Annotated in this window: 12 protein-coding genes; 7 read left to right on the top strand and 5 right to left on the bottom strand. The window is 72.5% G+C overall.

The window, feature by feature from the left end:
• Positions 1 to 124 precede the first annotated feature (124 nt).
• Both ACZ3I3_RS09665 and ACZ3I3_RS09670 read right to left on the bottom strand, forming a co-directional pair.
• Positions 125 to 2407: a heavy metal translocating P-type ATPase gene (locus tag ACZ3I3_RS09665; protein WP_467363898.1), complete on the bottom strand. Its 2283-nt coding sequence runs from the start codon at positions 2405 to 2407 to the stop codon at positions 125 to 127.
• Positions 2408 to 2501: 94 nt separating this feature from the next.
• A complete protein-coding gene (locus ACZ3I3_RS09670; protein ID WP_467363900.1) occupies positions 2502 to 2774 on the bottom strand; it encodes a heavy-metal-associated domain-containing protein in 273 nt (90 codons plus the stop codon).
• 176 nt (positions 2775 to 2950) lie between these two features.
• Here ACZ3I3_RS09670 and ACZ3I3_RS09675 point away from each other — a divergent pair, with 176 nt between their 5' ends.
• Positions 2951 to 3940 (top strand): hypothetical protein, encoded by a 990-nt coding sequence (locus ACZ3I3_RS09675; protein ID WP_467363902.1) that lies wholly within the window; start codon positions 2951 to 2953, stop codon positions 3938 to 3940.
• A gap of 24 nt (positions 3941 to 3964) precedes the next feature.
• Here ACZ3I3_RS09675 and ACZ3I3_RS09680 read toward each other — a convergent pair whose 3' ends face one another.
• Entirely contained in the window at positions 3965 to 4603 is a 639-nt protein-coding gene (locus ACZ3I3_RS09680) for a TetR/AcrR family transcriptional regulator (protein WP_467363904.1), read from the bottom strand.
• A gap of 107 nt (positions 4604 to 4710) precedes the next feature.
• On the opposite strand from ACZ3I3_RS09680, the gene ACZ3I3_RS09685 reads away from it, so the two are divergent.
• The 3 genes from ACZ3I3_RS09685 to ACZ3I3_RS09695 all read left to right on the top strand — a co-directional run bounded on the left by ACZ3I3_RS09685 (position 4711) and on the right by ACZ3I3_RS09695 (position 7540).
• The gene (locus ACZ3I3_RS09685; protein ID WP_467363905.1) at positions 4711 to 6147 is read left to right on the top strand and encodes an MFS transporter; all 1437 of its coding nucleotides are present in this window, start codon (positions 4711 to 4713) and stop codon (positions 6145 to 6147) included.
• Between the two features lie 120 nt (positions 6148 to 6267).
• A complete protein-coding gene (locus tag ACZ3I3_RS09690) occupies positions 6268 to 6738 on the top strand; it encodes a DUF6153 family protein (protein WP_467363907.1) in 471 nt (156 codons plus the stop codon).
• Between the two features lie 88 nt (positions 6739 to 6826).
• Positions 6827 to 7540, top strand: a complete 714-nt coding sequence (locus tag ACZ3I3_RS09695) for a DUF305 domain-containing protein (RefSeq protein ID WP_467363908.1) — start codon at positions 6827 to 6829, stop codon at positions 7538 to 7540.
• Positions 7541 to 7634: 94 nt separating this feature from the next.
• On the opposite strand, the gene ACZ3I3_RS09700 is transcribed toward ACZ3I3_RS09695, so the two are convergent.
• Complete coding sequence (locus ACZ3I3_RS09700) at positions 7635 to 8552, bottom strand: DUF5134 domain-containing protein (RefSeq protein WP_467363909.1); 918 nt, start codon at positions 8550 to 8552, stop codon at positions 7635 to 7637.
• Positions 8553 to 8705: 153 nt separating this feature from the next.
• On the opposite strand from ACZ3I3_RS09700, the gene ACZ3I3_RS09705 reads away from it, so the two are divergent.
• Both ACZ3I3_RS09705 and ACZ3I3_RS09710 read left to right on the top strand, forming a co-directional pair.
• Positions 8706 to 9548, top strand: coding sequence for a MurR/RpiR family transcriptional regulator (locus tag ACZ3I3_RS09705; RefSeq protein ID WP_467363911.1), 843 nt, complete (start codon positions 8706 to 8708; stop codon positions 9546 to 9548).
• A 102-nt stretch (positions 9549 to 9650) separates the two neighbouring features.
• Entirely contained in the window at positions 9651 to 10235 is a 585-nt protein-coding gene (locus tag ACZ3I3_RS09710; protein WP_467363913.1) for a hypothetical protein, read from the top strand.
• Between the two features lie 89 nt (positions 10236 to 10324).
• Here ACZ3I3_RS09710 and ACZ3I3_RS09715 read toward each other — a convergent pair whose 3' ends face one another.
• Complete coding sequence (locus tag ACZ3I3_RS09715) at positions 10325 to 11716, bottom strand: type III PLP-dependent enzyme domain-containing protein (RefSeq protein ID WP_467363915.1); 1392 nt, start codon at positions 11714 to 11716, stop codon at positions 10325 to 10327.
• A 149-nt stretch (positions 11717 to 11865) separates the two neighbouring features.
• Between ACZ3I3_RS09715 and hutU the strand changes: the two genes are divergently transcribed.
• Positions 11866 to 13530 (top strand): urocanate hydratase, encoded by a 1665-nt coding sequence (hutU, locus tag ACZ3I3_RS09720; RefSeq protein WP_467363917.1) that lies wholly within the window; start codon positions 11866 to 11868, stop codon positions 13528 to 13530.
• The last annotated feature ends 37 nt before the right edge of the window (positions 13531 to 13567 follow it).

Consider the following 13567-nt stretch of genomic DNA (forward strand, 5'->3'; position numbering starts at 1 on the left):
CCGTCGCCGAGGTGCCTCACATCGTAGGTCACCCCTTTTCACCGCGGGCCGGCGCAGGCTGAGCGCGAACAGCGCCGGGCCCGGGCGGCTGAACCGCCCGGGCCCGGAAAGCCGGTCGGCCGCTTCAGCGGTCGGCGGGCTGGAAGCCGCGCAGGCGCAGGCTGTTGCCGACCACGAAGACGGAGGAGAAGGCCATGGCCGCCCCGGCGATCATCGGGTTGAGCAGGCCGGCGGCGGCCAGCGGCAGGGCGGCGACGTTGTAGGCGAAGGCCCAGAAGAGGTTGGACCTGATGGTGCCCAGCGTCTTGCGGGACAGGCGGATGGCGTCCGCCGCGACCCTGAGGTCGCCCCGCACGAGGGTCAGGTCGCCCGCCTCGATCGCGGCGTCCGTGCCCGTTCCCATCGCCAGGCCCAGGTCGGCCTGGGCCAGTGCGGCGGCGTCGTTGACGCCGTCGCCGACCATGGCGACCGAACGGCCCTCGCCCTGCAGGCGCTTGACGGCGTCGACCTTGTCCTGCGGCATGACCTCGGCGATCACGTGCTCGGGTGCGATGCCCACCTCCGCGGCGACCGCTTCGGCGACCGCCTTGTTGTCACCGGTCAGCAGGATGGGCGTCAGGCCCAGGGCGCGCAGCCGCTCGATGGCCTCCGGGCTGGTCTCCTTGATGGCGTCGGCGACCTCCAGGACCGCGCGGGCCTCGCCGTCCCAGGCGACCGCGATGGCGGTACGCCCGGCCGCCTCGGCCTCGGCCTTTGCGCGCCGCAGCTCCTCCGGCAGGGACATGGCCCATTCGGCGAGCAGCTTCTCGCGTCCGACGAGGACCGCGTGGCCCTCGACGATGCCCTGGACGCCGAGGCCGGCGATGTTGGCGAAGTCCTCCGGAGCGGGGAGCGTGCCGACGCGGGCGGTGGCGCCGGAGGCGACGGCCTGGGCGATGGGGTGCTCGGAGGCGTGCTCCAGGGCGCCGGCGAGGCGCAGGACGTCCCTCTCGTCGGTGCCGTCGGCGGTGTGCACGGCGAGCAGGGTCATCTTCCCGGTGGTGACGGTGCCGGTCTTGTCCAGGACGATGGTGTCGACCTTGCGCGTGGTCTCCAGGACCTCCGGGCCCTTGATGAGGATGCCGAGCTGGGCGCCGCGTCCCGTGCCGACCATGAGGGCGGTCGGGGTGGCCAGGCCCAGGGCGCACGGGCAGGCGATGATCAGGACGGCGACCGCGGCGGTGAAGGCGGCGGTCAGTCCGGCGCCGTTGCCGAGCCAGAAGCCCAGCGTGCCGAGGGCCAGGGCGATCACGACCGGGACGAAGACCGCGGAGATCCGGTCGGCGAGCCGCTGGGCGGCGGCCTTGCCGTTCTGCGCGTCCTCCACGAGCTTGGCCATGCGGGCGAGCTGGGTGTCGGCGCCGACGCGGGTGGCCTCGACGACCAGGCGGCCGCCGGCGTTCAGCGTGGCCCCGGTGACGGCATCCCCGGCGCCGACCTCTACGGGTACCGACTCGCCGGTGAGCATGGAGGCGTCCACGGCGGACGACCCCTCGACGACCACACCGTCGGTGGCGATCTTCTCACCGGGCCGCACCAGGAACCGGTCGCCGACCTTCAAGTCGCTCACGGCGATGAGCTCTTCCCGGCCGCCACGCAGCACGGTGACGTCCTTGGCTCCCAGTTCCAGCAGGGCCTTCAGCGCCGCGCCCGCCTTCCGCTTGGAGCGCGCCTCGAAGTACCTGCCGGCCAGGATGAAGGCCGTGACACCCGCCGCGGCCTCCAGGTAGATGTTCCCGGCGCCGTCGGTGCGGGCGATGGTGAGCTCGAAGGGGTGGGTCATGCCGGGCGTGCCGGCCGTGCCGAAGAACAGCGCCCACAGGGACCACAGGAACGCCGCCGAGGTGCCGACGGAGATCAGCGTGTCCATCGTCGCGGCACCGTGCCTGGCGTTCGTCCAGGCGGCCTTGTGGAAGGGCCAGGCGGCGTACGTCACCACGGGCGCCGCCAGTGTGAGCGAGAGCCACTGCCAGTACTCGAACTGCAGCGCCGGGACCATGGCCATCGCGATCACGGGCACGGCGAGTGCCACGGCGGCGGTCAGCCGCTGGCGCAGCGGCCGCAGCTCGTCGCTCTCCTCCTGCTCCTCGCGGGCCGAGCCCTCACCGGACGCCGGGTCGTCGGAGCGGGCGGCCTGGGGCTGCGGCTCCCGTGCGGTGTAGCCGGTGGCCTCGACCGTGGCGATCAGGTCCGAGACCGTCACGTCCTCGCGGAAGGTGACCTTGGCCTTCTCGGTGGCGTAGTTGACGGTGGCCTCGACCCCGTCCAGGCGGTTGAGCTTCTTCTCGATCCGGGCGGCGCACGAGGCGCAGGTCATGCCGCCGATGGCGAGTTCGACCTCGGCGGCGCCGGGCGTGGTGGTGGTCATGTCTGCTCCTCGGAGCTCACGGACGCGATGTGCGAAAGAGACGGGGGAACGGGGGCCGCGGGGACGTGCGGCCCCCGCCCGGCTCGTGGGCCGGTCAGGCGGTCACGCGGCCGGCGAAGTCGTAGCCGGCCTCGTCGACGGTCTTGGCGATCAGCGCGTCGAGCGCCTCGCCGGGCTCGGCCGCGGTCGTCACCGTGACCAGGCCGGTGCCGATCTCGACCTCGACCGCGGTGACCTCGGCCAGATCTCCCACGGCCTTCTGGACGACGCCCTGGCAGTGCGCGCTGCCCACGCCGTCGACCTTGTAGGTGGTCTTGATCTCCGCCGTGGTGTGGCAGCTTCCGTCGGGGGTGCAGCAGTTCGACACGGGTCCTCCGCAACTAGTGGCCATCTTATACCCCTGGGGGGTATCTGCGACGACTTCATGTATACCCCCGGCCCGTATTCAAAGCAAGGGCCGGCCCGACTTGACTTGATACCCCCTAGGGGTATGTTGAGCATGTCGGTCGCACCCACGAGCGGCCCGGAGAGTAGGAGTGGGTCATGAACACCGGACTGCGGATCACCGTCTTCGCCGCCGCGCTCACCGCGACGTTCGGCGCCGCCTACGGCGTGGGCGGCGCGGTCGGCCCGGTCTCACCCGAGCCGAAGAGCGGTACGCACAGGGACGGCGCGGGACACGCGTCCGCCGGGCGCGGGGAAGAGGCGGCCGGGCACCACGAGGCGAAGGCCGGCGGCCACGAAGCGGAACCGCCGGGCGGCCTGGAGATCTCCAGCAACGGCTACACGCTGGACCTGAAGACCGCGCGCGTCGAGGCGGGCCGGAAAGCCGACCTGCGCTTCGCCGTCGTCCGGGACGGGACGGGCCGCAAGGTCACCGCGTACCAACGGGAGCACGGCAAGGATCTGCACCTGATCGTCGCCTCACGGGACCTGACCGTCTACCGTCACCTGCACCCCGCCCTGGCCCCGGACGGCACCTGGTCGACGCCCGTGCACCTGCCGAGGGCCGGCGGTTACCGCGTCTTCGCCGACTTCAAGCCGAAGGGCGGCGAAGCGCTCACCCTCGGTGCCGACCTCGCCGCGTCCGGACCGTACGAGCCCCGCGAGCTGCCCGAGCGCAACACCACGGCGAAGGTCGACGGTTACGAGGTGAAGCTGCGCGGCGCGCTGACCCCCGGCAAGGCCGGCGAGCTGACGCTGACGGTGGCGAAGGACGGCAAGCCGGTCCGCGACCTCCAGCCGTACCTGGGGGCGTACGGCCACCTGGTCGCCCTGCGCTCCGGCGACCTCGCCTACCTGCACGTCCACCCCAACGGCGAGCCCGGCGACGGCAGGACGAAGCCCGGCCCCGAGATCTCGTTCACCGCGACGGCACCGAGCGCCGGCGCGTACCGCCTGTTCCTGGACTTCCAGCACGAGGGCAAGGTCCGTACGGCCGCCTTCACGGTGCGTGCGGGCGGTGCGGGGGACGACTCCGGGCAGCCCTCGCGGAACCGGTCCGCCGGGGAAGAGGCCGGGCACGCGCACTGAGCAGGTCGGCGGGCCGGGCGCCGTCTAGCCGCCGTAGTGGTCCAGGAACATGTCGACGCCGTTGGTGATGAGACGGTCCGTCAGGTCTTCGTCGAGTTGCATGCCGTAGGAACTGAAGAGCATGTGGGGGAAGACCAGGAGTCCGTAGAACTGGATGATCGCCACTTGCAGGTCGGGGACCGCCAGTCGGCCCCGCTCGGTGAGGGTGCGCAGGGCGCCCGCGACCGCGGGGTGGTGGCTCTCCGGGCCGCGGTGCCTCCAGGCCTCGCCCAGCTCGGGGAAGCGGTGGAGCTCGGCGGCGACGAGGTTGCGCAGAGCGGTGACCTCGCGGTTGGTGCGGACGGCGTGGACCCAGGTGCGGGCCGCCTCGACCAGGGCGGTCCGCAGGTCCTCGGCATCCGCCAGACCGTCGAGCGCGGCTGCGGACTCCCCGGCGAGAGGCTCGTCGAGCGCGTCCGTGATGACCGCTGTGAACAGGGTTTCCTTGCTGCCGAAGTGGTTGTAGACGGTCACCTTGGACACGCCTGCCGCGGCGGCGATGGTGTCCATTCCCACGCCGAAGCCCTCCCGCAGGAACAGCTCGCGGGCGGCCCGCACGATGGCCTGCCGCTTGAGCTCCGCGCGAGGTCCGCTGGGGGTCCTTTTGACGCTGTCCGTGCTCATGGACCGACCCTAGCACCCATCTGAACTGTACGGTTGAGTTCATGTGAACTGAACAGTATGGTTCAGGTGAGCCGGTCGACCGGAGCCGTACGCCAGAAGGACTCGCCATGACCCATTCCGCAGCCGGTGCGCCACACATCGCCGAACACGACCACCACCCGCCCGCCGATCCACGCCGCTGGGCAGCCCTCGCCCTGATCTGCCTCGCCCAGTTCATGCTGATCCTCGACGTCACCGTCGTGAACGTCGCCCTGCCCGACATGGCGGCCGACCTCGACCTCGGCCGGGAGACCCTGACCTGGGTCGTCACCGCCTACACCCTCTGCTTCGGCGGGCTGATGCTGCTCGGCGGCCGGCTCGCCGACGTCCTCGGCGCACGCCGCACCCTGCTCGCCGGACTCGTCCTCTTCACCGCCGCGTCACTGGTCACCGGTCTGGCCGGGAACGCGCCGACACTCCTCGGCGGCCGGATCGGCCAGGGTGTCGGCGCGGCCCTGCTGTCCCCGGCCGCGCTGTCCATCGTCACCACCACCTTCCACGGCGCCGAACGCAACAAGGCGCTCGGTGTCTGGGCGGCGATCGGCGGCACCGGCTCCGCGGCCGGCGTGCTCCTCGGCGGGGCCCTGACCGGCGGGCCCGGCTGGCAGTGGGTGTTCTACATCAACGTGCCCGTCGGGCTGCTCCTGCTGGTCGCCCTGCCCGCCCTCGTTCCGGCCCGGGCCCCGCAGCCCGCCCGGCTCGACGTCCCCGGCGCGCTGCTCGTCACCACGGGCACCGCCGCCCTGATCTACGGCCTGGTCGAGGCGGGGGACGCCGGCTGGGCGGACGCCTCGACGCTGCTGCCGCTGGCCGGTGCGGCGGTCGCGTACGCGGCCTTCGCGGCGGTCGAACGGGCCGGCCGGGCCCCGCTGATGGACCTGCGGATGTTCACCCGGCGGCCGGTGCTCGCCGGGGCCTTCCTGATGCTGATCGCGACCGCCATGCTGATCGCGTTCTTCTTCCTCGGATCCGTCTACTTGCAGCACATCCGCGGCTTCAGCCCCCTGAGGACGGGGCTGGTGTTCCTCCCCGTCGCCGTGGCCACCGGCATCGGCGCCCACCTCGGCTCCCGGCTCGTCGGCCGGATCGGCAGCCGTGCGACGGCTGTCGCCGGTATGGCCGTAGCGGCCGCCGGGACCGTCCCGCTGACCCGGCTGTCGGAGACCGGCAGTGTGTACGCCGGGCTCCTGCCGGGCTTCGTGATCGCCTCCCTCGGCATCGGCGCGGTCTTCGTCACCGCCACGACGACCGCCCTGGCGATGGTGGAGCACCGGGAGGCGGGGCTGGCCTCCGGGGTCGTCAACACCTTCCACGAGGTGGGTGGCTCGATCGGTGTCGCCGTCGTCTCCACCGTCGCGGCCTCCGGCTTCGAGCGGGGCTCGGTGGGCGGGTTCGGCGACGCGTTCACGGTCTGTGCCGTGACGGCCGCCGCCGGCGCCGTGCTGTCCCTGGGCCTCGTACCGCGCGGCAAGCCCCGCCCGACCGGCGGCCCGCACGTGCACTGACAGGGCCGGTCGCCGACTCGCGCCGAACGACAGTGCGACGCCCGGGATCCGAGTGCGGGCGACGCAGTACCAACTCACTTAGTAGTATCGCGGTAGGTCGAGTACGGAAGGCAGGTCGGCATGAGCGGGCGACTGCGGGCAGGTGGAGCCTTCGGGTACCTCCTGCTGGTCGTCATGCTCACCCTGGGCGTGTTCGCCATGCACACGATGGGCCATCCGGAGGAGTCGTCCGGGCACGGCATGAGCGCTGCCGTTCCTGCTGCGGCAGGGGCCGCAGGAGCCGCAGGGGTGCACCACGACGCCATGGCACCGAACGCCTCGGCCCCCGCCGGGCCCGAGGTGACGGGCGGGCAGGAGACTGCGGCGTCGGCCGCCAAGTCGCCGGTGCACGAGCCTCCGGGCGGCATGGACCCGATGTCCGTGTGCCTGGCGGTTCTCACCGTGTGGCTGCTCGTGCTGTTCCTCCGGGCGCTGGTGGTCCGCCGGCAGGAGCGGCTGACCGCCCTTCTCGCCCGGTCGAGGGCCCTGGCGCGCCCCGGCACTCCACCACCGAGACCGCTCCTCTCCCAGTTGTCAGTTCTGCGGATATAGGCCGAACCGCGGCGCGGTGCACCCAGTGCTGCCCGCGCAGACGCCGACTCCGCACAGCCAGTGACTGACGACAAGAGGTATCTCGCACATGACTGCCTACAAGCACGCCCTCAACCGTCGCCCGATCCGCCGTCTCGCGGTGGTGGGCGCCATCACGGCGGGCGGGCTGCTGCTCGCCGCCTGCGGCGGGAACGACATGGAGGGCATGGACCACGGGAGCGGCAGCTCCGCCTCCGCCTCCGCTTCCGCCTCGCCGAGCCGGGCGACGGGTGAGAAGCCGGCGTCCGGCGCGTTCAACGACGCGGACGTCATGTTCGCCCAGATGATGATCCCGCACCACGAGCAGGCCCTGGAGATGGCCGAGCTCGCGGACGGCCGGGCCTCCGACGCCGAGATCAAGACCCTGGTCGCGGACATCGAGAAGGCCCAGGACCCCGAGATCCGGACCATGAAGTCATGGCTGAAGTCCTGGGGCAAGCCGGAGTCCGCGGGGGAGAGCATGCCCGGCATGGATCACGGATCCGGCGGCAAGGACCAGGGGTCGGGCGGCATGGACCACGGGTCCGGGATGCCCGGAATGATGTCCGAAGGGGACATGAAGAAGCTCGAGGCCGTCAAGGGCACCGAGTTCGACCGGATGTTCGCGGAGATGATGATCGAGCACCACAAGGGCGCGATCACCATGGCGGAGGACGAGCAGAAGAACGGCCGCAACGCCCAGGCCAAGAAGCTCGCCGCCGACGTCGTGAGGACCCAGACCGCCGAGGTCGAGAAGTTCGAGAAGATCCTCGACCGCCTCTGATCGGCGTCACCCACTGACCGCCCAGGGCTCCGAGGCGCGCACCGAGGAGCCCGGGCGCGATCAGACGGCCATCGCGATCAGGCGGCCATCGCGATCAGGCGGCCATCATGACGAGCATGGCGCACATGGTGCCGCCCATGCCGATGTGGGCCGCCAGCGCCGCGCCCGGTGACGTGCCGGGCGGGCGACGGCGGCTCCGGTTGCCCGCTGCCCCGTGTGCGCGGTGCTTGTCGCCTCCCGGGCGGGCCTTGTCCCAGACGGAGACGGCGAGGGACGCGGCGAAGACCACGATCGCGTCGGGCAGGGCGAGGAGCCGCCTGGCCCAGCGGCTCTTGCCCGCGGCGCGGCCCGCGCCCGAACGTCGGCCGGTGCCGCGGAGCCGCGCCCACACGGACGCGACGACCGAGAGCAGGAAGTACACGGCGAGGGCGATCAGGACGACACGCCACACGGATGTGGAGCCCGCCGACGCGGAGCCATGGGCAGCGGCGCCGGTCGTCATGTCGTGGGCGGACATCCCCGCGGAGTGGCCCGTGCCCTCCGTCCCGGCCATGCCCGCCGCCCCGGCCGTGCCCTCCGCCCCCGCTGGGTCGGATCCGTGCCCGTGCCCGTGAGCCATGCCGGCCATCGAGTGCCCGCCCAGGGCGAGGACCGGCGCGGAATCGGTACCCGGCATGGCGAGCGTCATGATCACCATGGCGGCACTGCCGATGACGTGATGCGTCCAGCGGCGGCCGTGCCGCCAGCCGTGCAGACGGGCGTGGTGCACGGACAGGGCCACGCCGACCAGGCCGACGGCGGTGAACGCCGCCACCCACCACAGGCTGTGGTCACCGAAGCCGGCCGCCGTCGCGGGCAGGAACATCGCGGCCATGCCGCCGGCCATGACGAGGTCGCCTCCGGCGGCGAACCGGGCCTCTTTGCTCTCGGCGGCGGCCAGCCGGGCCGTGCTCACGACGGCCACGAGTGCGGCGACCGCCGCCAGCGTCCCGTTCAGGGCCGGACTTCCCATCGCTGCCTCCGTATTGACCGTCGCCGGCTGTTGTCTACGGACCTCCTTAGTACGTCGGAGCGCCGGGAGGCGTTCAGCGGAGGACCCCGCTTGCCGGTCTGCATATGCTCATGCAGAATCCTCAGCTACTGAATAAGCGAGGGGGAGCACCTCATGAGCGTGACCGACAGCCCTGCCGCGCGGTTGCAGGCGCTCTTCGAGGGCCACCGGCTGACGCCGACCCAGCGGCGCATCGCGCACAGCATGGTGCGGCGCGCCGCCGACGTGCCGTTCCTGTCGAGCGTGGAACTCGCCGAGCTGGCCGGGGTCAGCCAGCCGTCCGTGACCCGTTTCGCCGTCGCCCTCGGCTTCGACGGCTACCCGGCCCTGCGCCGCCACCTGCGCGAGGTCGCCCCCGCCGAACCCGCCGCGGACGCCGGGTCCGCCAACGAGTACCAGCAGGCCGTCGAGGCCGAGATCGAGAACCTGCGGCACCTGGCGGAGGTCCTGGCCGACCCCCGGCCCGTGCAGCGCGCGGGGCGCCTCCTCGCGGCATCCCGGCCGCTCCCCGTCCTCGGACTGCGGGCGGCGGCCGCCCAGGCGCACGGCTTCGCCTACTTCGCCGCCAAGGTCCATCCCGACGTACGGCTCCTCAACGAGGGCGGCACGATGCTCCACGACCGCATCGACGCCGCCGTCCGGGCCGGCGCGACCGCACTGCTGTGCTTCGCGCTGCCCCGGCACCCCCGCGAGGTCGTCGACACCCTCGACTACGCCAGACAGGCCGGGCTGACCGTCGTCACGGTCGCCGACTCCGCCTTCGCACCGGTGGCCAAGGTGTCCGACCTGCTGCTGCCCGCCGCCGTCGGCACCGGCCTCGCCTTCGACACGGCCTGCGCTCCCATGCTGCTCGGCCGGGTCCTGCTGGAGGCGATGTGCGACGACCTGCCTCAGGCCCAGTCCCGCCTGGAGGAGTTCGACGTGAAGGCGGCGGCGCGGGGACTGTTCGTCGACTGACGGCACGGGCACCGCATTCTCAGACTCGTCTCACGTTGTGTCGCTAATGTGCCTGTCCTGAAACGCCCTTCAGACGCTTCTGAGAGTGAACGGAGGCTGAACGTGACGCGCGGAGGACAAGGGCTGGCTCGGGTGGCCGTCGTCGTACGGGCGGGGGCGGCCCCGCTGTGGTGGCTGGGTGTGTTCGCGGCGGGCATCGGCCTGCTGGTGCCGGGGCTGACCGGGCGCCGGATCGGCGTCCTGGCCGGCGCGGCACTGTTCGTCCTGGCGACGGCCGTCGTGGCGTACGGACGCCGCAAGCGGTACGTCGTCCTGGCCGCGTCCGCGGCCCGTGCCGGCAAGCACGACGTACTCCAGGACCGCCATGTGACCGTGCGCAACTGGCGCCGTCACCACCGCTGGTGGCTCCTGCTCGCCTTCCTCGCCGCCCTGGGCAGCGCCTTCGCCGTGCCCGCCGCGGCGGGTCTGCTCCTGGCCGGCTGCGGGGCGGGCCTGTGGCTGAAGGCCGCGTGGCTCGGCCGCCGCGAACGCGCGGACGAGGTGCTGCTCTGGGTGCGCGTGGACTGGCTGCGCGGGAGCGCGGGCGGCCCCGCGCGCAAGCGGGTCAAGGCCTACCGCAGCACGGGCATCGCGGCCGGTGACGCGGCCCCGGGCGGGGCGAGGAAGAAGACACCGGCGCTCGTCTGATCGGGCAGCCCAGGGGCGCGGGGCAGCATTCGCCATGCGGCTACCGCCGCGCGGGCGCGACCAGCCATGTCGGACGTGTGGCCGGCGCACTACGGAAGCCCCCACGGCGCCCGGCCGCCCACCAGCGCATCGACCTGCGCCCCGCCGGACTCCGCCACGACCTCCTCGACCGTCTGTGCCCGGCGCACCACCGCGAAGGAGACGCGCCCCTCTCCGCCAGGCCCGAAGCCGTGAATCGCGGGCCGGACCAGCGAGTTGTACGCGTAGTGGTGCGCGAAGTAGTACGCCCCCGTGTCCAGCGCCGCCGCGAAGTCCCCCTGCTCCAGCAGCGGCAGCGCACACCCCTCGGCCAGCAGGTCGCCCGAGAAGCACGCCGGTCCGGCCACGTCCTGCACCACGTCCGGGCCCTCCTTCGGCCGCCCCTTGGCGTCGTAGGCGGCGATCCTCAGCGGCCAGACTCCCGGCGCGTACACCGTCCGCGTCGCCACCTGCACGCCCGCGTGCGTGACCGCCACCGGCCGGCCGCCCGCGCTCTTGGCGTACTCGACCCGCGCGACGACCGTCCCGTGCTTCGCCAGCAGTGACCGCCCGAATTCCGTCACCAGTCCGTACCGCCCGTCGAACAGCCCGGGCACCTCCTCGGCCAGCGTCCGCGCGTACTGCGCGTACGTCGGCGTGGTCGCGTCCGACGCGAAGTTCACCGGCAGCCCGCCGCCGATGTCCAGCGTGTCGATCTGCCGCCGCCCGGCCCGCCGGTTGATCTCCTCCGCCAGCTCGTACGTCTCCGCCACGCCCCGCGCCATCAGGGACAGCGGGACCCCCTGGGACCCGGTGTGCGCGTGCAGCCGGGTCAGCCACGGCCGGTCCAGATACGCCCGCACGACCCACTCCCGGGCGCCCTCGTCGCGCAGTGCCACCCCGAACTTCGACGTCGCCGTGGCCGTGGACGTCGCCTCGATGGAACCCCCGCCGATCTGCGGATTCACCCGAATCCCGAGCGGGGACCGGCTGGCGGCGGACCTCATCAGGCCGTCGATGCGCTCCAGCTCCTGCGGATTGTCCGCGTTGACGGCGATGCCCAGCGCCAGCGCCTCGCGCAGCTCCCCGGGCGTCTTGGCCGGCGAGTCCAGCACCGTCATCTCCGGGCCCAGCCCCGCCGCCCGCGCCAGTGCCAGCTCGCCCGGGCTCGCCACCTCCGCGCCGACGCCCTCCTCGCGCAGCAGTCGCAGCACCGGCACCAGCGGGGTCGCCTTCACGGCGAAGGCGTGGAGCACCGGCGTGCCCGGCGCGACGACCGCGTCGAACGCGGCCCGCAGCTCCGCCGCCGACTCGCGGATGCCGGTGACGTCCAGCAGTCCGACGATGGGGCTGTCGGGCCCGAGCAGCCCCTGCTCGACGGCTGCCCGTACCGCCTCGTCCCGCCGGGTCGCCCGCCCGGCGCCAAAGTCGCGTGCCTCATCTGCCTCGTTGTGTGCGCCCATGCATCCAGCCAAACATCCACGCCACCGCCGCGCCGACCCCCGGACGTATTGACTAGCTCTATTCAGGAGGCCAGGATGTGAATAACCGCAGCAACAATAACCGCAGCACCACCCGCCGGGAGCACCACGCACCCACCAGGAGGCAGACCATGTCAGGACCCCGCCCCGTCCGAGCACCGCGCGGCACGGAACGAAGCGCCCTGGGATGGCAGCAGGAAGCCGCCCTGCGCATGCTCCACAACAACCTCGACCCGGAGGTCGCCGAGCACCCCGACAAGCTCGTCGTCTACGGCGGCACCGGCAAGGCGGCCCGCGACTGGCGCTCCTTCGACGCGATGGTGCGGACGCTGCGGGGACTGAAGCAGGACGAGACCATGCTGGTCCAGTCCGGCCGGCCCGTCGGCGTCATGCAGACCCACGAGTGGGCCCCGCGCGTCCTCATCGCCAACTCCAACCTCGTCGGCGACTGGGCGAACTGGGAGGAGTTCCGCCGCCTGGAGGCCCTCGGCCTGACCATGTACGGGCAGATGACGGCCGGCTCCTGGATCTACATCGGCACCCAGGGCATCCTCCAGGGCACCTACGAGACCTTCTCCGCCGTCGCCGCGAAGAAGTTCGGCGGCACCCTCGCCGGGACGATCACGCTGACCGCCGGTCTCGGCGGGATGGGCGGCGCCCAGCCGCTCGCCGTGACGATGAACGACGGTGTGGCGATCTGCATCGACTGCGACCCGCGCGCCATCGAGCGGCGCATCGAGCACCGGTACCTGGACGTCAGGGCCGACTCCCTTGACCACGCGCTGCGGCTCGCCGTGGAGGCCCGGGACGCCCGCCGCCCGCTGTCCATCGGCGTTCTCGGCAACGCCGCCGAGCTGGTGCCGCAACTGCTCGCCATGGGCGCCCCGATCGACATCGTCACCGACCAGACCTCCGCCCACGACCCGCTGGCCTACCTGCCCCTCGGCACCGCCTTCGAGGACATGGCCGACGCCGCCGCCAAGGACCCGGCCGGCTTCACCACCCGGGCCCGCGAGTCCATGGCCCGGCACGTCGAGGCCATGGTCGGCTTCATGGACGCCGGCGCGGAGGTCTTCGACTACGGCAACTCCATCCGCGGCGAGGCGCAATTGGCCGGATACGAACGGGCCTTCGCCTTCCCCGGCTTCGTCCCCGCCTACATCCGCCCGCTGTTCTGCGAAGGCAAGGGCCCCTTCCGCTGGGCCGCCCTGTCCGGCGAGGCCTCCGACATCGCCAAGACCGACAAGGCGATCCTCGACCTCTTCCCGGAGAACGAGTCCCTGGCCCGCTGGATCCGCATGGCCGGGGAGCGGGTCCACTTCCAGGGCCTGCCCGCCCGCATCTGCTGGCTCGGCTACGGCGAGCGGGACAAGGCCGGCGAGCGGTTCAACGACATGGTCGCGAGCGGGGAGCTGGCCGCGCCGGTCGTCATCGGCCGCGACCACCTCGACTGCGGCTCCGTCGCGTCCCCCTACCGGGAGACCGAGGCCATGCTCGACGGGTCCGACGCGATCGCCGACTGGCCGCTGCTCAACGCGATGGTGAACGTGGCGTCCGGGGCGTCCTGGGTGTCCCTGCACCACGGCGGCGGTGTCGGCATGGGGCGGTCGATCCACGCGGGGCAGGTGACGGTGGCCGACGGCACGAGGCTGGCCGGCGAGAAGATCCGGCGGGTGCTGACGAACGACCCGGGCATGGGGGTCATCCGGCATGTGGATGCCGGGTACGACATCGCGGAGACGGTGGCGCGGGAGAAGGGCGTCCGTGTTCCGATGCGTGAAGGTGACTCGGCGTGACCGCACCGAACGGCAACCCTCCGGTGGGGGCGGGCGC

The organism is Streptomyces sp. NPDC016851 (genome assembly GCF_055562795.1).